Source organism: Occultella gossypii (assembly GCF_019947135.1).
Lineage (GTDB): Bacteria > Actinomycetota > Actinomycetes > Actinomycetales > Beutenbergiaceae > Occultella > Occultella gossypii.
The window spans coordinates 158,959-180,693 of the sequence record NZ_JAGSHT010000002.1; the positions used below are offsets into that span (position 1 = coordinate 158,959).

At 71.5% G+C, this 21,735-nt stretch carries 20 protein-coding genes; 7 read left to right on the plus strand and 13 right to left on the minus strand.

Features of this window, described 5'->3' with window-relative positions; genetic code table 11:
- The first annotated feature begins 183 nt into the window (after nucleotides 1-183).
- The 3 genes from KCQ71_RS01830 to KCQ71_RS01840 are packed head-to-tail and all read left to right on the plus strand — an operon-like array spanning nucleotide 184 to nucleotide 3,520.
- Nucleotides 184-1,689: a dihydrolipoyl dehydrogenase family protein gene (locus KCQ71_RS01830; RefSeq protein WP_223402216.1), complete on the plus strand. Its 1,506-nt coding sequence runs from the start codon at nucleotides 184-186 to the stop codon at nucleotides 1,687-1,689.
- A gap of 34 nt (nucleotides 1,690-1,723) precedes the next feature.
- Nucleotides 1,724-2,422, plus strand: a complete 699-nt coding sequence (locus KCQ71_RS01835; protein WP_223402218.1) for a hypothetical protein — start codon at nucleotides 1,724-1,726, stop codon at nucleotides 2,420-2,422.
- 48 nt (nucleotides 2,423-2,470) lie between these two features.
- Nucleotides 2,471-3,520 carry a DUF5005 domain-containing protein gene (locus KCQ71_RS01840; RefSeq protein ID WP_223402221.1) on the plus strand — a complete coding sequence of 350 codons (1,050 nt, stop codon included), beginning with the start codon at nucleotides 2,471-2,473 and terminating at the stop codon, nucleotides 3,518-3,520.
- A gap of 20 nt (nucleotides 3,521-3,540) precedes the next feature.
- On the opposite strand, the gene KCQ71_RS01845 is transcribed toward KCQ71_RS01840, so the two are convergent.
- Together KCQ71_RS01845 and KCQ71_RS01850 are read right to left on the minus strand one after the other, a co-directional pair.
- Nucleotides 3,541-4,935, minus strand: coding sequence for a hypothetical protein (locus KCQ71_RS01845; RefSeq protein ID WP_223402222.1), 1,395 nt, complete (start codon nucleotides 4,933-4,935; stop codon nucleotides 3,541-3,543).
- Nucleotides 4,936-4,949: 14 nt separating this feature from the next.
- The gene (locus KCQ71_RS01850; protein WP_223402224.1) at nucleotides 4,950-5,894 is read right to left on the minus strand and encodes an SMP-30/gluconolactonase/LRE family protein; all 945 of its coding nucleotides are present in this window, start codon (nucleotides 5,892-5,894) and stop codon (nucleotides 4,950-4,952) included.
- A gap of 104 nt (nucleotides 5,895-5,998) precedes the next feature.
- Between KCQ71_RS01850 and KCQ71_RS01855 the strand changes: the two genes are divergently transcribed.
- Nucleotides 5,999-6,970 carry an aldo/keto reductase gene (locus KCQ71_RS01855; RefSeq protein ID WP_223402226.1) on the plus strand — a complete coding sequence of 324 codons (972 nt, stop codon included), beginning with the start codon at nucleotides 5,999-6,001 and terminating at the stop codon, nucleotides 6,968-6,970.
- A 65-nt stretch (nucleotides 6,971-7,035) separates the two neighbouring features.
- On the plus strand, nucleotides 7,036-8,160 hold the full coding sequence (locus tag KCQ71_RS01860; RefSeq protein WP_223402228.1) for a DNA polymerase IV: 1,125 nt from the start codon (nucleotides 7,036-7,038) through the stop codon (nucleotides 8,158-8,160).
- Between the two features lie 40 nt (nucleotides 8,161-8,200).
- Here KCQ71_RS01860 and KCQ71_RS01865 read toward each other — a convergent pair whose 3' ends face one another.
- The 4 genes from KCQ71_RS01865 to KCQ71_RS01880 all read right to left on the minus strand — a co-directional run bounded on the left by KCQ71_RS01865 (nucleotide 8,201) and on the right by KCQ71_RS01880 (nucleotide 12,420).
- Complete coding sequence (locus KCQ71_RS01865) at nucleotides 8,201-9,295, minus strand: glycosyltransferase family 4 protein (protein ID WP_223402230.1); 1,095 nt, start codon at nucleotides 9,293-9,295, stop codon at nucleotides 8,201-8,203.
- A 109-nt stretch (nucleotides 9,296-9,404) separates the two neighbouring features.
- Nucleotides 9,405-10,106 carry a 2-phospho-L-lactate guanylyltransferase gene (cofC, locus tag KCQ71_RS01870; RefSeq protein WP_223402232.1) on the minus strand — a complete coding sequence of 234 codons (702 nt, stop codon included), beginning with the start codon at nucleotides 10,104-10,106 and terminating at the stop codon, nucleotides 9,405-9,407.
- A complete protein-coding gene (gene cofD, locus KCQ71_RS01875) occupies nucleotides 10,103-11,038 on the minus strand; it encodes a 2-phospho-L-lactate transferase (protein WP_223402234.1) in 936 nt (311 codons plus the stop codon). The genes cofC and cofD overlap by 4 nt, the downstream gene beginning before the upstream one ends.
- Nucleotides 11,039-11,139: 101 nt before the next feature.
- The gene (locus KCQ71_RS01880; protein ID WP_223402236.1) at nucleotides 11,140-12,420 is read right to left on the minus strand and encodes an MFS transporter; all 1,281 of its coding nucleotides are present in this window, start codon (nucleotides 12,418-12,420) and stop codon (nucleotides 11,140-11,142) included.
- A gap of 129 nt (nucleotides 12,421-12,549) precedes the next feature.
- On the opposite strand from KCQ71_RS01880, the gene KCQ71_RS01885 reads away from it, so the two are divergent.
- Complete coding sequence (locus KCQ71_RS01885) at nucleotides 12,550-13,026, plus strand: DUF6328 family protein (RefSeq protein WP_223402238.1); 477 nt, start codon at nucleotides 12,550-12,552, stop codon at nucleotides 13,024-13,026.
- A 3-nt stretch (nucleotides 13,027-13,029) separates the two neighbouring features.
- On the opposite strand, the gene KCQ71_RS01890 is transcribed toward KCQ71_RS01885, so the two are convergent.
- The 7 genes from KCQ71_RS01890 to KCQ71_RS01920 all read right to left on the minus strand — a co-directional run bounded on the left by KCQ71_RS01890 (nucleotide 13,030) and on the right by KCQ71_RS01920 (nucleotide 18,979).
- Nucleotides 13,030-13,347, minus strand: a complete 318-nt coding sequence (locus tag KCQ71_RS01890; RefSeq protein WP_223402240.1) for an AzlD domain-containing protein — start codon at nucleotides 13,345-13,347, stop codon at nucleotides 13,030-13,032.
- Nucleotides 13,344-14,096 (minus strand): AzlC family ABC transporter permease, encoded by a 753-nt coding sequence (locus KCQ71_RS01895; protein WP_223402242.1) that lies wholly within the window; start codon nucleotides 14,094-14,096, stop codon nucleotides 13,344-13,346. The genes KCQ71_RS01890 and KCQ71_RS01895 overlap by 4 nt, the downstream gene beginning before the upstream one ends.
- Nucleotides 14,097-14,212: 116 nt before the next feature.
- On the minus strand, nucleotides 14,213-14,488 hold the full coding sequence (locus tag KCQ71_RS01900; protein ID WP_223402244.1) for an SHOCT domain-containing protein: 276 nt from the start codon (nucleotides 14,486-14,488) through the stop codon (nucleotides 14,213-14,215).
- Nucleotides 14,489-14,902: 414 nt separating this feature from the next.
- Complete coding sequence (locus KCQ71_RS01905; protein ID WP_223402246.1) at nucleotides 14,903-15,568, minus strand: response regulator; 666 nt, start codon at nucleotides 15,566-15,568, stop codon at nucleotides 14,903-14,905.
- On the minus strand, nucleotides 15,565-16,716 hold the full coding sequence (locus KCQ71_RS27500; RefSeq protein ID WP_223402248.1) for a sensor histidine kinase: 1,152 nt from the start codon (nucleotides 16,714-16,716) through the stop codon (nucleotides 15,565-15,567). Before KCQ71_RS27500 ends, KCQ71_RS01905 begins: the two co-directional genes overlap by 4 nt.
- A gap of 57 nt (nucleotides 16,717-16,773) precedes the next feature.
- Nucleotides 16,774-17,274: a MarR family winged helix-turn-helix transcriptional regulator gene (locus KCQ71_RS01915; protein ID WP_223402250.1), complete on the minus strand. Its 501-nt coding sequence runs from the start codon at nucleotides 17,272-17,274 to the stop codon at nucleotides 16,774-16,776.
- 10 nt (nucleotides 17,275-17,284) lie between these two features.
- Nucleotides 17,285-18,979: an MDR family MFS transporter gene (locus KCQ71_RS01920; protein WP_223402802.1), complete on the minus strand. Its 1,695-nt coding sequence runs from the start codon at nucleotides 18,977-18,979 to the stop codon at nucleotides 17,285-17,287.
- Between the two features lie 291 nt (nucleotides 18,980-19,270).
- Here KCQ71_RS01920 and KCQ71_RS01925 point away from each other — a divergent pair, with 291 nt between their 5' ends.
- Nucleotides 19,271-21,634, plus strand: a complete 2,364-nt coding sequence (locus KCQ71_RS01925; RefSeq protein WP_223402252.1) for an alpha-amylase family glycosyl hydrolase — start codon at nucleotides 19,271-19,273, stop codon at nucleotides 21,632-21,634.
- Nucleotides 21,635-21,735: the final 101 nt, after the last annotated feature.

A 21,735-nucleotide genomic window follows, 5' to 3' on the forward strand; every position in this document is an offset into this window, starting at 1 on the left:
GAGGGTCGGCGAAGTGTCGCTGGCATGGGCCCGAGCGTAACGGGACGCGCCGACACCGGCGCATCGGGCGGCTGCGCGGACCGGGTCAACCTATCCGGCGGACCTGGTGCGGGCTAGGGTGCGAACCGGGTCGCCAGGTGTCCACCGCGGCCCCCGACGTCGATCCGCCGAGGGGATACACACATGTCCGAGCAGGGTGCCACGCAGGACCGGATCGAGCCGGAGTACGACCTGATCGTCATCGGCGGCGGTGCCGTCGGGGAGAACGTCGCAGACCGCGCCGTCCAGGGCGGACTGAGCGTGTTGCTCGTGGAGAACGAACTCGTCGGGGGCGACTGCTCCTACTGGGCCTGCATGCCGTCGAAGGCGCTGTTGCGCAGCGGGGCGGCCCGCCGGGCGGCCCAGCGGGTCGCCGGCGCCCGGGAGTCCGTCACCGGGCCACTGGAGGTCGGTGCGGTGCTCGCACGGCGCACCTCGTTCACCAGCGACTGGGATGACTCCGGGCAGGTCGACTGGGTGGCGTCGGCCGGCATCGATCTGCTCCGCGGTCGTGGGCGCCTCGCCGGTGAGCGGACCGTCGAGGTGACCACCTCGTCGGTGGAGGACGACGACGCGGGTGAGACGGTCGTGCGCAGGTTGCGGGCCCGGCACGCCGTCGCGGTCTGCACGGGCTCGCGGGCCGCGGTCCCCGATACGCCCGGCCTGCGGGCCGCGTGCCCGTGGACCTCGCGGGAGGCCACGTCCGCGACGGAGATCCCCGGCCGGCTGGCCATCATCGGCGGCGGCGTGGTGGCCGTCGAGATGGCCACCGCGTACGCGGACCTCGGCGCATCGGTCACGCTCCTGGTGCGTAGCGGCCTGCTCGCCAAGGAGGAACCGTTCGCCGGTGAGTTGGTCGGCGCCGGCCTGCGCGAGGCCGGGGTCGACGTGCGCCTCGGTGTGAGCGTCGATGAGGTCACCCGCCCCGAGGCGGGCGGCGAGGTGACGCTCGTGCTGACCGACGGCAGCACGCTCACCGCGGACGAGGTGCTCGTGGCGACCGGCCGCGAACCGCGCACGGACGACCTGGGGTTGGACGCCGTCGGGCTCGACGACGGCTCCTGGCTGCCCACCGACGAGACGTTGCGGGTCCTCGGCGGCGACGGCGCGCCGATCGACTGGCTGTACGCCGTCGGGGACGCGAACCACCGGGCCCTACTCACTCACCAGGGCAAGTACCAGGCCCGGGCCGCCGGCGATGTGATCGCGGCGCGCGCCCGCGGCCGGGCGGTCGACGACGCGGCCTGGGGCACCCACGTGGCCACGGCCGATCACCGCAGCGTCCCGCAGGTGACGTTCGCCGACCCGGAGGTGGCCTCCATCGGGCTCACCGCGGCCGCGGCGCAGCGGGCCGGCCTGCCGACCCGGGTCCTCGACTACGAGATCGGGCAGACCGCCGGGGGCTCACTCCAGGCCGACGGGTACACCGGCACGGCCCGGATCGTCGTCGACACCGAGCGCGAGGTGCTGGTCGGCGCCACGTTCGTCGGTCAGGACGTGGCGGAACTGCTCCACTCGGCGACCGTTGCCGTGGTGGGGGAGGTGCCGCTGCACCGGCTCTGGCACGCGGTCCCGTCCTACCCGACCATGAGCGAGGTCTGGCTGCGGCTTCTGGAGGCCTACGGCAGGCCGGGACAGCTCGACTCCTAGCGGGTCATCGCCGATGCCCCCGAAGGTCGTGGCGATGACACCCGCCGATGCCGGATGGGCCGCCGCGCTGATGGAGGCCCGCCGCCGGGCGTACGCGAGGTACTCGCCGGTGTTCTGGCGTCCGGCGGCCGATCCCGTGCCCGGGCATGCCGCGTTCCTGGCCGGTCAGATCGGAGGGGATGCGGTCGCCCTGCGCACCGATGCCGGATTTCTGGTCGGGCAGGTCCGGGGAGCAGAGGGTGGGGTCGACGATTTCGCCGTGGCCGCGCCCGCGCTGTGGCCGACGCACGGCCGGGCTCTCCTGGAAGCGGCCCTCGCCCAGCTGCACGCTCGCGGGGCCGCGGAGGTCCTCGTCGTGACCGCGCAGCGGGACCTCCCCAAGAGCGGGTTGCTGCGCGAGGTCGGCCTGCGACTGGTCGAGCAGTGGTGGGTGAAGGAACTCCGGCCCGGCACGGACGATCCTCGGACCGGTCCGCGTGACGGGAACGGGTTCAGCGGGATCCTCGGCCCGGCACCACCCGTCTACGACCCGGGTGGTCCGGTGTTCCTGGCCCACCGGGTGGACGAGGGCACCGCTGCGAGCACCGTGGCGAGCGCCGCGGCCGAGTGGGGTGCCGTCCTTGCCGTGGTTCCCGCGGCGCCAAGGACCGGGCTGTCCGAAGAGTTGACCGGGGCAGGGTTCGAGGTGGCCTCGGACTGGTATTCGAGCCGTCGGCCCGCTGTCGCTGGCTAGTGTTGATCACGGTGCGCGAGGGCGCACCTAGTGGAGCAGGAGGCGACGATGGTGTTGCAGGACAGTCCGCTGGTGGCGTCGGTGCGGGACCTCGGCGTCCAGTTCCTGAAGAACGATGTCGACATCACCGGGCAGGACGCCGTGAGCTCGGTGGAACTCTCCGACGGCACGACCTTCTGGATCTTCGGGGACACCATCGAGGGGCCGTTCGACTCCATCCGGGGTTTCGAGCTCACCGAGGTGCTGTCCAACACCGGGGCGATCGTGCCGCTGCAGGACATCTCGAGCGGGGTCCAGGAGTTCCGGTACCTGACCGAGCCGGACGGCACCAGGGCACGCCAGCTGATCCGGTTCATCCCGCCGGAGCACAAGGCGCGGCAGCGGCTGTGGGCGATCCACGGCGCCCAGGTCGGCGAACAGCTCTACCTCTACTACCACCGGATCACCATGGACCCGGAGGTCGACGTCTTCGAGACCTTCGTCCTCGATGGCATGGGCGTGGCCAAAGCGGGCCCGGACCACTACTTCGAGCGGATGCCCGCACCTGACGGCAGCTACGAGTGGTGGAAGGGCGGTGAGCCCGGTTTCGGAGTGTGGGTGCAGCAGCACGGCGACCACCTCTACCTCTGGGGCTCGATCCAGCCCGAGGAGAAGTCCGCCGGGGACATGTACCTGGCCAGGGTCCGGCCGCAGGACATCGAGGACATCTCCGCGTACTCCTACCTGGTCGAGGCGCCTACCCGGGCACGGCCGGACGTGCAGCCCCGGTGGGCGCCGACCTTCACGCCGACCGCATGCCTGTTCTCGGACGTGCCGAACGAGATGTCCTCGTCCTGGAACGAGTACCTGGGTGCGTTCATCTCGCTGACCACGTACCGGCGGGAGAACCAGCTCGTCATCCGCACGGCCCCGGAGATCACCGGCCCGTGGAGCGAGCCGCAGGTGGTGTTCCGCCCGGAGCCGACCCGGCCGGACTCACTGTTCAACGCAGGCAAGGAGCACCCCGAGTTCGCCCGCGACGGCGGGCGGGTCACGTACATGACGTTCATCGACTCGTCGGTGTACGTTCCGCACCTGATCGAGATCAACTTCGCCTGAGCCCGTCCATCCGCCAACCCTCAGGAGTTGAGCCCCACCCATTCGTCCCGGAACCAGGTCAGCTGCTCCGAGTTCGCCGCCCCGCCCTCCAGCGCGGCGGCATCGCCGGAATCGATCTCGAGCTCGTCGCCGCTCCAGTCGATGGTGACCTGGCGGTCCCGCCACGCTCCGCTGTCGAACAGCGCCCCGGCGGCCGCCCGCACCACCGCTTCCGGGGTGGAATCGATCGGGTCATCCGGGAGAGACATCCCCAGCGTGGCGGGAGCGTAGTTGAAGTAGTGGAAGACGGGCGCGGCGGCATCCAGCGACTGTGCCTCGTCCTGGAAGGCCTGCAGCTGATCCGCGGGCGCCGTGACGGAGAAGTCCTCGCCGCTCAGCGTCACAATTCCCACAGCCACGGATGCCGGGGACCCGAGCACGAGGTCCGCCAGCAGCGAGGTCGGATCGTCGTAGGCCGACAACGTCAGGTCGCGGTTCTCATCGAGAGTGAACGAGGCATCTTCTCCGAACTCCGTCGACGCGTCGATGGCGAGCAGGATCCCGAGCCCGTCGGCCGAGCCGGGCGTCACCGTCGCCGTGCGCTCCCGTGTGTCGTACTCCACCAGCCTCACCATCGACATCGACACCGGCAGGTCGGTGATTCCAGCCTCATCGAGACGGGCACGCAGGGCGATCGCGGCCTCGCCGATCGGGCTGAGGTAGTTCAGTTGCCAGTACCGGCACAGGTCGAGGATGCCGCCCGCCCCGCCCTCGACCAGGTCGAGCGCGATCGGCAGCACACCGGTCGCCGGGGTGCAGTCGCGCTCGGCGAGCACCGTCCCCACCACCCTCTCGTCGATCCTCCCGGCGTACGCACCCGGAATGACGTCGGTCTCGAACGCCGCGTCATCGGTGAGTGCCTGCGCCCGGTAGCCGACGTCGAGCGACTGCAGTCCCTCGACGACGGTGCGGATGTCGGCGCGCAGGCCCCGGGTCGTGACGGAATCCCCCGACACGAGAGCGCCGCGCACGCCGGGCAGCTCCTCGACCTGCTGCCAGATCGGGATGGCTTGCCGGGTCGACTCCACATCCTCGACGGCGAAGTTGATCTCGCCGTGCCCCAGGTACACGTCGATCACCGAACGCGACTGCGTGTCGAGGAACTGGACGGCCTCGATGGCGAATGCTTCGATCTCTGCGGGAGTCGCCGCCGGGTCCAGCTCGCCCCGCACCTCGCCCTGCGTCTCGAAGTCGTGTTCGTACTCGGTGATCCTCACGACCGAGATCAGGATCGACTGGTCCTCGAGCCACTCGACCGTGTCGTGGTAGGAGTCGCTGATTCCGAGGAAGGCGTCACATCCGGTGAGGCCGCCCGCCGCGACGGCGGCGAGCACGACCGACGCGACTGCGCGACGGGTGGCGGGTCGCGGGGCCACAGCCATGAGGGCGGTCAGACCGTCGCGTCCGGGTAGCGCGCGCCGGTGACGTTCACCATGAGCGAGTAGAGGGTGTTCGTCGCCGTCACGAACAGCGTGTTCCCGCGTGGGCCGCCGAACGTCAGGTTCGAGCAGATCTCCGGCAGCAGGAGTTTGCCGAGCAGGGTGCCGTCCGGGGCCAGGCAGTGCAGGCCGTCGGCCGCGGCGCCCCAGATCCGGCCCGCGGCGTCGAGGCGGATCCCGTCGTAGCCGCCCGCGTCGCACTCGGCGATCACGTCGCCGCCGCTGAGAGCAGGGTCGTCGCCCGCCGTGCCCACCGAGAACCGGCGCAGATGCCGCCGCCCGGTGTCGGTGACGTACAGGGTCTGCTCGTCGGCGCTGAACGCGAGGCCGTTCGGCCGGTCGAAGTCGTCGGCCACCCGGGTCACGGTGCCGTCGGTCCCGATCCGGTAGACGTGACAGCCGCCGGTCTCGGTCTCGCCCGCGTGCCCCTCGTACACGGTGTCGATGCCGTAGCTGGGGTCGGTGAACCAGATGGTCCCGTCCGCCCGGGTGACCACGTCGTTGGGGCTGTTCAACCGGTGGCCGTCCCACGCGTCGGCCAGCACGGTGCGGGTGCCGTCCGGTTCGATCCGGGTGACCGAGCGGGTCCCGTGCTCACAGGAGATCACTCGGCCGGTCCGGTCAAGGGTGCGGCCGTTCGCGTAGCCGGCGCCGTCGCGCCAGACCCCGACGGCGCCGGTCGTCTCGTCGAGGCGCAGCACCCGGTCGTTCGGGATGTCGGAGAACAGCACGGAGCGCCAGGCCGGCGAGTACACCGGTCCCTCGAGCCAGCGGCCGCCTTCGAAGAGGACCTGGACGAACCGGTCCCCGCCGATGCCGCGGAACCGCTCGTCCTTGATCTCCCACTCGGTCCTGATCGTGGCCACGTCAGGGCGGCCCATGGTGCGTCGATGCATGGCCGCCATCATGCACGATCGGCGGCCCGCACGGGCGGGGCGTGTGCCGTCCGGCCCGTGGACGACGTTGCGCCCAACGCCGGGTGCGCGCAAGGCTGGGTGACATGGATTACACCCACCTCGGCCGCACCGGCCTGTCCGTCAGTCGCATCTGCCTGGGCACGATGAACTTCGGCCCGCACACGTCCGAGTCCGACGCGCACGCGATCATGGACTCCGCGCACTCCAGCGGCATCAACTTCTTCGACACGGCGAACGGCTACGGCGGCAAGAAGGGTGAGGGGATCACCGAGAAGATCCTCGGCAACTGGTTCGCCCAGGGAGGGGGCCGGCGTGAGCGAACGGTGCTGGCGACCAAGGTGTACGGGGACATGGGTGACTGGCCGAACGAGGGCAAGCTCTCCGCGCTGAACATCCGCCGGGCCCTCGACGCCAGCCTGCAGCGGCTCCAGACCGACTACGTCGACCTGTACCAGTTCCACCACGTGGACCGGAACACTCCCTGGGAGGAGATCTGGCAGGCGGTCGACGTCGCGATCTCCCAGGGCAAGATCCTGTATGCCGGGTCGTCCAACTTCGCCGGCTGGCACATCGGGCAGGCCCAGGCGGCCGCGTCCGCCCGGCACACCATGGGCCTGGTCTCCGAGCAGTCGCTCTACAACCTCGCCACCCGCAGCATCGAGCTCGAGGTGATCCCGGCCGCCCAGCACTACGGGCTCGGCATCCTGCCGTGGTCGCCGCTGCAGGGCGGGCTGCTCGGCGGCGTGCTGCGCAAGGAGCGCGACGGCGTGCGCCGCACCACCGGCCGGGCCGCCCAGGTGCTCGAGGAGCGTCGTGACCAGGTGCAGGCGTACGAGGACTTCGCGGACGAGCTCGGCAAGCCGGCCGGGGACGTGGCGCTGGCCTGGCTGCTGCACCAGGAGGCCGTCACGGCACCCATCGTCGGACCGCGCGTGCAGGACCAGCTCGACTCCGCCGTCCGGGCCCTCGACGTCACCCTCGACGCCGACGCGCTCGCGCGGCTCGACGAGATCTTCCCAGGCCACCGCACGGCGCCCGAGGACTACGCCTGGTAGGAGTCGACTGCGGAAACAGCACCCGCGGGCGTGACAGGGACCGGCATCGGCGCAAGACTGACCCGATGAGCGCCGAGCCGGGCCCCAGCACGCCCGGCACCACCGTGCACCGGGTGCTGCACGTCGACCTCGACCAGTTCATCGCCGCCGTCGAGGTGCTCCGCCGCCCCGAGCTGGCCGGCAAGCCGGTGATCGTCGGCGGCCGGGGCGACCCGACCGAGCGCGCCGTCGTCTCCACCGCCTCCTACGAGGCCCGGGAGTTCGGTGCCCGGTCCGGGATGCCGCTGCGGGTCGCCGCCCGCAAGGTGCCGGACGCGGTCATCCTGCCGGTGGACCACAACGCCTACAACGAGGCGTCCGAGCAGGTGATGGCCTCGCTCCGCGGCCTCGGCGTGGTCGTCGAGGTGCTCGGCTGGGACGAGGCCTTCCTCGGCGCCCCCGCCGGAGACCCGGGCATGTTCGCCGACGCCGAGGCGTTCGCGGCCCGGGTCCGTGCCGCCGTGCTGGCGGCGACCGACCTGCACTGCTCGGTGGGCGTCGGGGACAACAAGGTGCGCGCGAAGATCGCCACCGACTTCGGCAAACCCCGCGGCACGTTCGTGCTCACGGCCGAGAACTGGTTCGAGGTGATGGGGGACCGGGACACCATCGCGCTCTGGGGCGTGGGCTCGAAGGTGTCCAAGCGCCTGCTCGGCCACGGGATCCGCACGGTGCGCGAGCTGGCGGACGCCGATGAGGACCTCCTGGTCGGCGAGTTCGGACCGCGGATGGGCCGGTGGTACCACGACCTGGGCCGAGGCGAGGGCCCCGCGGAGGTCGACGACAGTCCGTGGATCGCGCGCGGTCACAGCCGGGAGACCACCTACCAGCGCAACCTGACCACGCCCGCGGAGGTCGCCGAGGCCGTCGCGGTGCTGGCCGAGCAGGCGTTCGAGGACACCGACGCCGAAGGGCGCGCGGTCATGAGGGTGACCCTGAAGGTCCGGTACGCGCCGTTCTTCACGTTCACCCGGGCCCGCAAGCTGCCCGCACCGACCCGGGACCGGGCCGAGGTGGTTGCGGCGGCACTCGGGCTCGCCGCCGACCTGGATCCCGAGCGGGAGGTGCGGTTGCTCGGGGTGCGGGCCGAGATGGTGATGCCCGACGGCGGTGACCCGGCCGAGCGGACCCCGGTGCGCGGGCGGCTCTGAGCCACCGTGACGCCGCGGCGGCGAGGCGCCGCGAGGCGGCTCAGCGGCGGGCGCGCACCAGGGCCGGGGCGCCGAGGACGGATCGGTACAGGTCCGCGGCGGACTGCGCGACCACCTCCGCGCCATAGGTGTGCGCCAGCTGCTCCGCGTTCGCGGCCGCGGTGGCACGAGCCTGCGGATCCAGGCGAAGCGACTCCACCGCTTCGGCGAAACCGGCGGCGTCGGACGGGAACAGCGCTCCGTCGGCGCCGAACAGCTCCCGGAACACGGTGATGTCCCGGAGCACGATCGGCAGACTCGCCGCCGCGGCCTCGAGAGCCACCAGCCCGAACGTCTCCTGGCGGGCCGTCGAGGTGAACACGTCCGCGGCCAGATACCACTGGGCCACCCGGGCCCGGTCGAGCTGCCCCACGAACCGGACGTTCGGGGGCGCCGAGCGCATCTGTGCCTCGAGCTGCCCGCGGGAGGACGCCAGGGCACCGAACAGGACCGACCCCACCCACACGAACGTCACGTGCGGCAGCGCGCGGGCCACCTCGAGGAACGTCTCCACACCCTTGCGGGGCTGCACCTGGCCCACCGTCAGCACGACGAACTCGTCCGCGCCCACGTCCAGGTCCGCTCGCGCGAGGTCCCGGCTGTCCGCGGAGCGTGCGAAGGCCCGCCGGTCGATGCCGTTCGGGATCACGCTGATCGGGGTGCGGACACCGCCCTCGAGCAGTTCGGCCTTGGCCGCCTCGGACACGGCGACGACGTGGTCGGCGGAGCCGTAGAAGTACCGGAGGTAGCCCTCGATCGGCTTGCGGAACAGGGTCGAGCCGCGCAGGCTCCCACGCAGGCTGTCCGCCGTGACGTGCGCGGAGACGACCTTCGGTCCCCGATGGGTCCGCAGCCGGTACAGCGGCCAGGGTCCAAGGGTGTGCACGTGCAGGATGCCGTCCCGCCAGCGCTCGTTCGTACCCACCTGGTATCCCAGGTCACGCAACCCCTGGGTGGTCTCCAGGAAGGCCGTGTGGACCCCATGGCCCTTGGGGCCGAAGGCGGACTCGGACATCTGGTTGATCCGGGGCAGGTCCGTGCGGACCGTCTCCGGTTCGATGCCGGTGCGGGTCGGCGGGATGAAGGCGAGCGTCATAGAGCAACTTCCAGTCGCAGATGTCGGTGTGACTTACTGAAGACCTGGCGGGTGACCGCGGCGTGAACCCCTCGAAGATAGCGGGTCGTGCACCGGTGAACGGGGATGGTCATGGGAGTGCCCGAAGTCGCTGGCCATCGTCGGGCACCGCGATCCCGGCCCGGAGCCACTCCTGCACGGGCGGCGCCAGTGCGCCGAAGTCGGCCTCGGTGTCGAGGTCGATCGCGGTGCCGTCCCGACGGACCAGGGCGGCGGGGGAGCCCAACGATTCGGCTTCGTGGCGGTGCCGGGCGAGGCTGCCCTCGCCGAACGCGAACGTGAAGGCGTCGGTGCCGGGCCGCAGGAGTACCGCGTTCGTGCCGAGGCCGGCCCGGTCGGGGCCGAGCGTGACCGGTGCGGCCGGGGCCAGCAGGGCTGCCACGTCGGCGGTGGACAGGGCGGGCAGGTCGGCGTGGATGACGAGCAGCCGGTCGCCGGGCCAGCGCCGGCGGACCTGCTCGCGGCCGAACTCGACGGCCCCGTTCAAGCCCGGGTGCGCGGACGGCTGGGTGAGGATCTCGAGTCGGGGGTCGGCCTCGAGGGCGTCGGTGACGAAGACCGGATCAGCGGTCACCACCAGGACCCGGCGGACGCCGTCCGCGGCGAGCAGGGTGGCAACGACGTGCCTGGCCAGGGTCGCCACGAGCCGGCCGCGCTCGCGCGCGGGTAGGTGCTCGGCCAGGCGGGTCTTGCCGGTGCGGCCGTCCCGCAGAGGGACGACGGCGGTCGCCAGGTTCGGCTGCCCGGTCACGCTGGTCAGTGGTGCGGTCATCGGGCTCGCTCCGCGAGCAGTTCGCGGGCGAGTCGCTCGCGGTCGGCGCCGTCGCCCATCACCGTGTTCGTTACGACGACGTCCAGGCCGAGGTCGGCGATCGCGGGCGCGAGGCCGGCGTCCTGCTCGTCGATACACATGGCGTCGATCACGTCGGCGTAGAGCCGGGCGACGCCGAGCGCGGACACCTCGTGCCCGAGGTCGGCGAGCATCTGGGCTGCGGGGCCCTTCAGTGCCGCGCCGCCGATCACCGGGCTGACGGCGACCCGCCAGGCCGAGGACGAGGCCAGCGCGGCACGGACGCCCGGGACGGACAGGATCGGCCCGACGCTCACGAACGGGTTGGACGGTGCGATGGCGACCACGGCGGCCTCCCGCAATGCCTCGAGGACGCCCGGCGCCGGACTCGCCTCAGCGACGCCGTCGAACGTCAGAGCGGTGACGGTGTCCGCGTGCCGGCGGGCGACGAAGTACTCCTGGAAGGAGAACCGGCCCGCCGGGGTGTCCACGACCGTGGCGACCGGGTCGTCGGTCATCGGGACCAGGGCCGCCCGCACACCGAGGGCTCCGGCGAGCTGCGCCGTCACCGTCGAGAGCGGCATCCCACGGCGCAGCCGGTCCGTGCGCAGCACGTGGGTGGCGAGGTCGGCGTCGCCGAGGGTGAACCAGGTGTCCTGTCCGAGTCGGCGCATCTGGTCCAGGACGGCGAGGGTGTCACCGTCGATGCCCCAGCCGGTCCGCGGGTTCGCGATCCCGGCGAGGGTGTACATGACGGTGTCGAGGTCCGGGCTGATGGCCAGCCCGTAGATGCGCGCGTCGTCGGCGGTGTTCACGATGACGGTCAGGTCATCACCGAGGCGGGCGAAGCCCTCGGCGAGCTTCGCGCCACCCACGCCACCGGCGAGGACGGTCACGGAGTTGTCGCTGTGCACCTGACGAGCCTAACCGCGCGCGCGGCCACCGATCGTCACGCCGTGGACGGAACCGAGCACCGGAAACCGTCCTACCAACGGATGACGACGGCCGCCACGAGTCAGGGTTCCACCTGAGGGTGGTCTCCGGTGCCGTCGGGGTCGGGGGGCTCGCCCGTATCGTCCTCGGCCGCCTGCTGTACGGCGCCGCGCCGCCGCCGGTGGTCACGGCCGTGGACCACGTAGTAGAGCGCGATGCCGCCCAGCACCACGACGGTGAGCGTCAGGTACATCGTGCGGTAGTCGGTGGCGCCGAGCAGCAACCCCAGCAGGAGCGGGCCGACGCCCACGCCGAGGTCGGTCGCGAGGTAGAACGTGGACGTCGCCAGCCCGACCCGGTGGACCGGTGCGGAGGTGACCGCGATCGCCTGGGAACTCGACATCAGGGTTCCGAAGCCGAGGCCGACCAGGCCACCTGACGTCCACATCATTGCGGGGGACTGCGCGAGGGCGAGGATGGCCAGGCCGGCGGCGAAGGCCAGCATCGCCGGGATCACCACCACGTTGTCGCCGCGGCTGTCCTGGAGGCGACCGGCGAACGGGCGGCAGATCAGCGTCACCGCCGCGAACACGACGAAGAACGTGCTGGCCGCGTCGACCAGGTCCGTCTCGAGGGCGTAGGAGTTGATGAACGTGAGGATCCCGGAGTACGCGAGTCCGACGAGCAGCATCATCGAGGCGATCGGCAGGACACTGACCTCGACGAATTCCTTCGGGTGCAGGCGCCGGACGGCGGCGCGCTGGTCCGCCGAGAGGGTCACGGCCGGGAACCGGATCAGCACCCCGACGCCCATCGCGAGAGCGGACACGACGGCGCACAGCGCGAACAGCGTGGGGTAGCCCGGGCCGGCCACGAGCTGGAGCGCCAGGAACGGTCCGATCGCCGTGGCGAGGGTGTTGCTGGTGCCGAAGAACGCGGTGCCCTCGCCGCGGCGCAGCGGTGGGATCAGGCCCATCACCGACGCGGCCAGCGCGGTGGTGCCGGCGCCGAAGGCGATCCCGTGCAGGACCCGGACCGTGATCAGCAGGCCGAGGCTCTGGGCCGGGATGTACAGCAGGGACATGACCACGAAGAGGGCGAGGCTGACCAGGAGGATCCGGCGCCGCCCCAACGCGTCGAGCAGCTTCCCGGCGAAGACGCGGCCGGCCACCGCGCCGAGGATGAAGCCGCTGGACGCCAGCCCGGCCGCGGTCTGGTTCGCCTGGAACCGGTCGATGGCGTACACGGCCATCGTCGTCATGAGGAGGTAGAAGATCATCGCGATGAAGAAGTTCGTGACGATCGAGAACACGAAGTCCCTCGTCCACAGCCGGTTCTCCGGTGCGTTGCCTACTGCCACCATGCTCACTCCCCGCGGCGCAGGGGCCGCAACTCGCTTCGCACGCTACCCGGCCGGCGAGGGCGCCGCCCCGCACGTCCAGCCGGTGGCGCACCACGGGCGCCGCGCGCAGGTGCGGGTCACACTGGAGTCATGACGGCGCAGGAGACAAGCGGCGACGGCCGCGACGAGACGGCGTCCGAGCGCGCCGACCGCAACTGGGACGAACTCATGCAGGAACTGCGGGTGACCCAGACGGGGGCCCAGATCCTCACGGGCTTCCTCCTCACCCTGCCGTTCCAGCAACGCTTCGCGGACCTGCGCACCGATCAGGTGGCCATCTACCTGGTGCTGGTCGCGCTGGCGCTCGGCGCGACGGCGCTCGTCGTGGCACCCGTGAGCCTGCACCGGGTGCTGTTCCGGCGTCGCCGCAAGCCCGAGCTGGTCTCGGCCGCCAACCGGCTCGCGCAGGTCGGCCTGCTCACCCTGGCGCTCGTGATCACCGGGACGGCGCTGTTCGTGTTCGACGTCGTGGTCGGCCGCACGGCCGCGCTCATCGCCGCCGGGCTGGCGGTCGTGGTCCTGCTCGGGCTGTGGGTGCTGCTGCCCCGGCGGCTCGGGCGGGCCTGAGCGCTATCCCATCCCGGTCAGGCGCAGCAGCGCGGCGGCGCCCGCCCCGACGAGCACCACCACGAGGAACGGTGCCCGCAGCAGCAGGGCGATCGCCGCGGCGACGAGGGCGCCGATACGGGCGTCCAGGACCACGTCCTGCCCGCTGGAGACGGTGTTCATGGCGACCAGGGACGCCAGCAGCCCGATCGTCAGCGCCCCGGCGACCCGCGTCATCCGCTCGTCCTCGAGCAGCCGCGCCGGAACGAGGTGGCCGGCGAGCTTCGTCAGGAACGCCACGGCGCAGGCCAGCAGGATCCAGAACCACAGGCCGGTGCTCATCGGACCTCCCCGCCGGTCGGATCGGTCGCGCCGTGCCCGCCGGACGGGTACGGATCGACGTCCGGTTCCAGGCCCTCGTCCGCGCGGCCGTGGCTGATCCAGCCCCAGACGGCGGCGACCAGGCCGGCCACCAGGATCGGTATGCCCGGCGGCAGGTGCGGCACCGCGAGCACCGTGACGAGCGCGCACACCACGGCGATGGCCACGGGCTCGCGCCCTTTCAGCCGGGGCCAGAGCAGGCCGAGGAACGCGGCCACCGCGGCACCGTCGAGCCCCCAGCGGGCCGGGTCGCCCAGTGCGCCGCCCAGGATCGCGCCGAGCAGGCTGAAGGTGTTCCAGAGCACGAACACGCCGACCCCGGCGACCCAGAACCCGCGGCGCTGCTCGGCCGGATCCTCCTGCCCGACGGCGGTCGCGGTGGACTCGTCGATGGTGACGTGTGCGGCGGCCAGCTTGAGCGGCCACGGGGTCTTCAGCATTCGGTTGATCTGCGTGCCGTAGACGGCGTTCCGGAGTCCGAGCAGGGTGGCGGCCCCGAACGCGGCCGCGCCCGTCCCGCCGCCGGAGATCACACCGATGAAGGCGAACTGGGAGCCGCCCGTGAACATGAGCAGACTGAGTGCCAACGTCTGGGGAACGCTCAGCCCGGACGCCACGGCGAGGGCGCCGAACGAGATGCCGTAGAGACCGGTCGCGACGGAGATGGAGGCACCGATCCTGACTGCCGGTGACGCCCAGAACCTCCGCACCCGGCCAGTCTAGGTCGAGCCCGCACGGGACCGGGGGTGTGACCGCGACACAGCGGTCGCGGCCACACCCCCGGTCGGGCAGCGATAGCCATCGGGCTCAGGCGGCCCGGAGGCGCCTACTTCCGGCGAACCTCATCCAGGACGGCCAGCCGGCTGCGGTACTCCTGTTCGTCGATCTCGCCGCCGGCGAACCGCTCGGCGAGCCTGGACCGCCCGGCTCCCACGCCGCTGCGGGCCTCGGCCCAGCGGCGGCGGCCGAACCGGCCGACGAGCAGGATCACGGTCACGATGACGAGGAACCAGACGATGGGAAAGACGATCCACCAGCCAGGTCCGCCGCCACCGGCCCACATCGGCCCGTGCTGGGCCGCGATGTCGGTGAGGGTGTTCATGGTGTGCTCCTTCGGTGCGGATTCGATCCCGTGTCTCGGGACGTGATCGATCCTCGCGATCGCAGGCCACCACGTCGTCGGGCGGGGGAGGACACTTCGGCTGCGTCGCCGGGACCACCCGGTGACCACGCAACTACCCCGCCGGGAGTACGCGACCCGGGTGCCGGTGCAGTGCCGGTGGTGGTCCGGGCACCCGACGGGCCTCAGCTGCCTCGGCGTGCTACCAGGGATCGACCGGATCCATCTCGTCGTTCGGTGTGTCGTCGGTGCTGAGCGGGACCGGGTCCTCGGTCCAGACCGTCTCGAACTGTCCCCAGAGTTGTCGCGTTGCGCCGAGTCACGCGTACCCCCAGGTCGGCTCGTGATCGTCCCCCTTTTGGGGCTCCACGGAAGCATGGTTCCTGCCGTCCTCGGTCAGGGGGCCCAACCGGGCCGGACCAGGCCGGTCTCGTAGGCGAGGACGACGAGCTGGGCGCGGTCGCGGGCGCCGACCTTGATCATGGCGCGGGAGACGTGCGTCTTCGCGGTGGCGGGGCTGAGCACCAGCCGCGTCGCGATCTCGTCGTTGCTCAGGCCTTCGCCGACGAGCGCCACCACCTCGCGCTCGCGGTCGGTGAGCCGGTCCAGTCGACCCGACGGTGCGGCCGCGCGACTGCGCTGCGCGAACTCCCCGATGAGCCGCCGGGTGACCGAGGGTGACAGCAACGCGTCACCGTCCGCGACGGCGCGGATGGCGGCGAGCAGGTCCACCGGTTCGGTGTCCTTGACCAGGAAGCCGCTCGCGCCCTGCCGGATCGCCTCGAACACGTACTCGTCGAGCTCGAACGTGGTCAGGATGATGATCCGCGTGTCGCCCAGGTCCGCGTCCGCGGTGATCCGGGCCGTCGCCTCGAGCCCGTCCAGGCGGGGCATCCGGATGTCCATCAGCACCACGTCCGGCCGGGTGCGGCGCACGACCTCGACGGCGTCGCGGCCGTCACCGGCCTCGCCCACCACCTCCAGGCCGTCCTCGGCGTCGATGAGGGCGCGGAACCCCGCACGCAGCAACGCTTGATCGTCCACGAGCACAACCCGGATCATGAGTCCGTCCCCCACGGTAGATGTGCGACCAGAGCAGCCCCGCCGTCGGGCCCTTCGTCCAGGCGGACCGTGCCGCCGACGGCGGTGGCCCGCTCGGTCATGCCGCGCAGGCCGTTGCCGGGCACCGGGTCGGCACCCGGCCCGCGGCCGTTGTCGGTGACGCTCAGGTCCAGGGTGCCGGTACCGACCGTGACCCGGACCCGGGCGCGGGTGGCGCCACTGTGCCGGACCACGTTCGTGATCGCCTCCTGGATGATCCGGAAGCCGGCGGCACCGACGGCCGCGGGCACCTCGTCGAGGTCGCCCGCCACCTCCAGGGTCGTGCTGACCCCCGCCTGGGAGGCCCGGTTGATGAGCGGCGCGAGCCCGGCGAGGTCGGCCGCCGGCGCGCGCGGCGCGTCCTCACCCTCGGCGCGTAGCACCCCGATCAGCGCCCGGAGCTCGGTGAGCGCCTCCTTGGACGCGTCCTTGATCGTGGTCAGCGCGAGCTCGACCTGCTCGGGCCGCCGATCCACCAGGTGCAGCGCGACGCCCGCCTGCACGTTGATGAGGGACATGTGGTGCGCCACCACGTCGTGCAGTTCGCGGGCCACCCGGAGCTGGTCCTCGCTCGCGCGGCGGCGCTGCGCCTCGGCGCGGGCGCGGCGCCACTCCGCCTGACGGGCCCGATTGAGCCGGATGAGTTCGCCGACGCCGAGGACGATCAGGCCCCAGGCCATCGTCGCGGTGAGACCGAACCAGGAGAAGCCCTCATCGCGCAGACCCACCCGGATGAGCTGGGCCCCGAGCAGCGCGACACCGGCGAGGAGCCAGGCGAACGCACGGTGGCCGCTCACCACGGTGACGATCACCGCGGCCCCGAGGGCGAGCAGCACGGGGCCGTACGGGAAGTCGAGGGCCAGGTAGGTGAGCGTGATCGCGAGGACCGCCACCAGGACGGTCCGCGGCCGCCGGCGTGCCGCCAGCAGCGCGGCGGGGCCGGCCAGCACCAGGAGCACCCCGAGTGGGCCCGGGGGCCGGGCGTCCGGCTGGTTGTGCCAGGCGCCGAATGTCCCGAACACCGCGACCACGGCGATCGCCACCGGCCCGAACACGGCCGCGCGGCGACCCCGTCGCAGTCGCGTCTGCTCATCCCAGGCCCAGGTCACCAGACCACGCTAGGCCGTGCGGGCCTCGGCGTCGTCCGCTGCCGGGTGCAGGCGGGCCTACTCCCCGGGGCGTACGTCCAGTTCATCCATCAGCCGGCCGAGAAGGTCGCTGAACCGGTGGAGGTCCTCGACGCCCCACTCGGTGAGCCGCGCCTGCAGGACCGCGCGCTCGCGGTCGCTCGTCGCCTCGTAGCGCGCCCGACCCAGTTCGGAGGCCGTGACGAGGAACGCGCGGCCGTCGCGGGGGTCCGCCGCCCGCTCCACCAGGCCGAGGTCCTCGAGGTGCTTGATGGTGCGGCTGGCCACGGCCTTGTCCAGGTCGAGCCGTTCCGCGACGTGCCCCTGCTGCAGGGCGCCCTCGCGGACGACGGTGCCGAGGATCCGGTAGCCGAGGATGGACAGGTCCGGGTGGATCCCCAGCGCCCGGCGCCGGAACAGTTGCTTCGCGTGCACGAACAGGTTGGAGAACTGGATCTCCACCTCGCGGATGGCGGCCCGCAGCTCCGGGTCGTCCGGACCCGTCGCGGCAGCCGCCACATCGGATCCGGACCGGGTCATGGTGGGCATCCTACTGAGCGGGCACGACCACGCGGGGCTGCTCACCCGTCGCGGGTCCGTCGCCGTCGGCGGAATCGGTTCGTGGGGCGTCGGAACCGTCACTGACGATGCCGACACCGGCGCCGGCCGCGGCCACTCCGACGAGCTCTGCCTCGGCCGTGACGGTCTCGTCGAGCTCGCGCTCGTGGCGGGTCTGGTCGCTCAGCGGCAGGTTCGGCAGCAGGGCCACGGCCACGATGCTCAGCAGCGCCAGCGGCGCGGCGACCAGGAACACGTGGGCGACGGCCTCACCGTAGACCGACTCGATGATCACCTTCACGGACTCGGGCAGGGAGTGCACGGCCGGAATGGTGCCTGCGGCCAGGCCGTCGGCGATCGCCGTGCCGTCGTCCCCGAGGGCTGCGATCGCACCGAAGAGCTCGGTCTGGCGTGCGGCCAGCAGCTCGGTCACCTTGTCCGCCAGGACGGTGCCAAGGACCGCGATCCCGATCGTGCCGCCGAGGCTGCGGAAGAACGCGACGCCGGAACTGGCCACCCCGATCTCCTCCGGTGGCACGGCGTTCTGCACCACCAGGACGAGGTTCTGCATCACCATGCCGACGCCTGCGCCGAGCATGAACATGTAGAGCGAGACGAGCGCGAAGTTGGTGTCATAGGCGATCGTGCTGAGCAGGAGCAGGCCCGCGGTGAACAGGATCGAGCCGAGCACCATATAGCGCTTCCAGATGCCGGTCCGGGTGATCACGGCGCCGACGACGGCGGAGAGGATCAGCATGCCGGCGGCCATTGGGATCGTCATCAGGCCGGACTGGGTGGCGCTGGCCCCGCGAGCGAGCTGCATGTACTGGGCGAGGAACACGGACGTGCCGAACATCGCCACGCCGACCGCTATGGAGCCGAGCACCGAGAACGTGTAGGTGCGGTTGGAGAACATGGACATCGGGATGATCGGCTCGTCGGCACGGAGTTCGACGAGCACCAGGGCGACCAGGGCGACGACGGCGCCACCGACCATCCAGGCCGTGGTGGCCGAGGCCCACTCGAACTGGGTGCCGGCCAGGCTGACCCAGATGAGCAGGAGCGAGACGCCGGCGGCGAGCAGGACCACACCGAGGAAGTCGATCTTGACCTTGCGCTTCTTGATCGCGGGCAGGTGCAGCGTCTTCTGCAGCATGACGATCGCGACGATCGCGACCGGGACGCCCACGAAGAAGTTCCAACGCCAGTCGATGGTGTCCGTGAGGAACCCGCCGAGCAGCGGTCCGCCGACGATGCCGAGGGCCATCACCCCGCTGAACAGCCCCATGTACCGACCGCGCTCACGCGGGCTGACGATGTCCGCCATGACGATCTGGGTCAGGGCCGCGAGGCCACCGGCGCCGAGGCCCTGGATCACGCGCATCCCGATCAGCATCGACGTGTCCTGGGAGAACCCGGCGGCCGCGGAGGCCACCACGAAGATGACGAGAGCGAGCTGCAGCAGGACCTTGCGATTGAACAGGTCGGCGAGCTTGCCCCAGATCGGGGTCGAGACGGTGGTCGCGAGCAGGGTCGCCGTGATCACCCAGGTATAGGAGGTCTGGGAGCCGCCGAGGTCCGAGACGATGACCGGTAGCGACGTGCCCACCACGGTGCTGGCGAGCATCGAGACGAACATCGCCAGGAGCAGGCCGGTGAGGGCCTGGAGGACCTCGGCATGCGTCATCCGGGCGGGGGAGCCGTTCGAGGGTGGTGCGGACGTGACGGTGTCGGCTGACCGGCCGGCACTGCCTGCGGTGTTGGTGCTCACGCGAGCGTGCTCCTAAGCGACGAAGAATTAGTTGATCGACAGCAACTATACGGCGATGGTTGAGTGACATCAACTAAATTCAGGGAGACGCATGTCACGTCCGGTAGGGGCACGGTTCACGCGCTGTCCGTGCGGACTTCATCCCACCCGGATACCGTCACCGAAACGCGGGGCCGTGGGGGCCGCTGTCGCTGGAGGGGACGTCCGATGGGTTTGACGATCACGAATGAGGATGCCGCCGGATGGGCACAGTCCACCTGGCCGCTCGGGGCCGAGTGGGACGAGGCCACAGGCACCGCCTCGTTCGCCGTCCATGCACCGCTCGCCAGCCGGGTGCTCCTGGAGTTCTATCCCGAGGCGGTCGGAGCGGATGCGACCGCCGACGCGGTGATGGCCCGCTGCCCCGACGGCGTCTGGCGCGCCCGGATCGGCGGCATCGAGCCTGGGGTGCTCTACGCGTTCCGGGTCTGGGGGCCCGGCTGGGACGTGGCGCAGGACTGGACCCGCGGGGACAGCGGCGCCGGCTTCACCGCGGACTTCGACGAGGCCGGGAACCGGTTCAATCCCAACAAGGTGGTCTTCGACCCCTACGCACGGGAGATCAGCCACAACCTGTCGCACCGCGCGCTCGTCGGCAGCCAGGGCGCCGCAGAGGTCCTCGGAACCGGCGGCGAGATCGTGCGGGGCAGGCCACGGCGCGAGCTCGACTCGGGCCGGTGGGCGCCGAAGTCCGTTCTCATCCACGACCAGACACCCACCGGCGTGCGACCCCGGCGGCGCGCCGAGGACGCGGTGATCTGCGAAGCGCACGTGCGCACCTCCACGGCTCACCCCTCGGCAGGCGCGCTGCGGGCGACCCTGGCGGGCGTGCCCGGCTTCGAGGACGTGGTGGACATCCCCGAAGAGGTCCGCGGCACCTACGCGGGGCTGGGTCTGCTCGCGCCGTACCTGCGCGCTGCCGGGTTCACCACCGTGGAGCTGCTGCCCGTGCACGCGTCGGACACCACGGCCATGCCGGGTGACGCGGGCACCTCGAACTACTGGGGGTACCAGACCCTCGCGTTCTTCGCGCCGAACCGGGACTATGCCCACGATCAGCGGCCGGGCGGCCCGACCCACGAGTTCAAGGCGATGGTCCGGGCGTTCCACGACCACGGACTCGAGGTGTACCTCGACGTGGTCTACAACCACACCGGTGAGGGCGGGCACTGGGCCGGCGATCTGCACACCACGGGGTTCACCTCCCTCGGCCACTTCGCGACCGCCGAGTACTACTCGATGACGGACGAGCACCGCCTGATCGACGGCGCGACCGGCACCTCGAACCAGTTGAACCACTCCTCGCCGGCCAGTCAGGGCCTCGTCCTGGACTCGTTGCGGTACTGGGTCGACGAGATGGACGTGGACGGCTTCCGGTTCGACCTCGCCACCGTGCTCGGCCGGACCCCGAGCGCCTTCGAACGCGAGGACTGGCAGGCCCAGCGGCAGTTCTTCACCGAGCACCCGCTGCTGGTCCAGATCGCGGAGTTCGCCCGGCGCCGGCACGTCGAGGTGATCGCGGAGGCCTGGGACCTGTGGGGCTACGAGGTGGGCAACTTCCCACCGGGCTGGGGTGAGTGGAACGGGCGCTACCGGGACACGATGCGCGAGTATCTCAAGGGCGATGGCAACGTCGGCGAGTTCATGCGCAAGTTCAACGGCGACCACCGCCACTTCGCCGACCAGGGCGGCGCCCAGCGCTCGATCAACTTCATCACGGCGCACGACGGGTTCACGCTCATGGACCTGGTCAGCTACCCGGCCAAGGTCAACGACTCCCCGCCACCGTTCGGACCGTCCGACGGCGGTAGCGACGACAACAAGTCCTGGGACTCCGGCGGTGACCAGGCGCTGCGCCGTGCCCGGCTGCGTAACTTCTGGGCGATCCTGTTCCTCTCCCGCGGGGTGCCGATGACGGTCTCCGGCGACGAGTTCGGACGCACCCAGAACGGGAACAACAACCCGTGGAGCCTGAACTCCATCGGGATCTGGAACAACTACGGGATGCTGGCCACGAACGCCCCGCACCGGATCGGCGTCGACCCGGCCCGACCCGAGATCGGCTACCACGACAACTTCGGAACGGCCGCGACGCCGTCGGACATCAACCCGTACTTCCGGTTCGCGGTCGCGCTCGCGCGGCTGCGGGCCGCCGAGCCCGCACTGCGGCAGGCGCGCTACGGGGATCTGGACCATGATGACGACGACGTCACCTACTTCTTCGCCCGGCCGGACGGTTCCGGCGGTCCCGGCCAGGACGACCGGGCCGTGCGGGTGCACATCGACGGCTCCGGCGTGGGTGGGCACGACTACCTGGTCCTGGTGAACATGACCGCGGCCGCGGTCGGTTTCGCGGTCCCGGAGGCTCCGCGCGGCGGGACCTGGCGGCGGATCATCGACACCGCGCCGTGGGCGGAGCCGGAGTTCAACGTGTGGCTGGACGAGGCGGGCGCGCCCACGACCGCCGCGGTCGACGTGGTGGGCGGCTACTCGGCGGCGCCCTGGAGCGTCGCCGTACTGCGGCAGGACTGACAGGCGGATACGCAGGTCGGCCAGGGGAGTTCTGCCCGTGGACGCGCTCGCCGGTGACCCCGGCGCGGATCATATGATCGTGCGGATCTCGCCCCGACCGG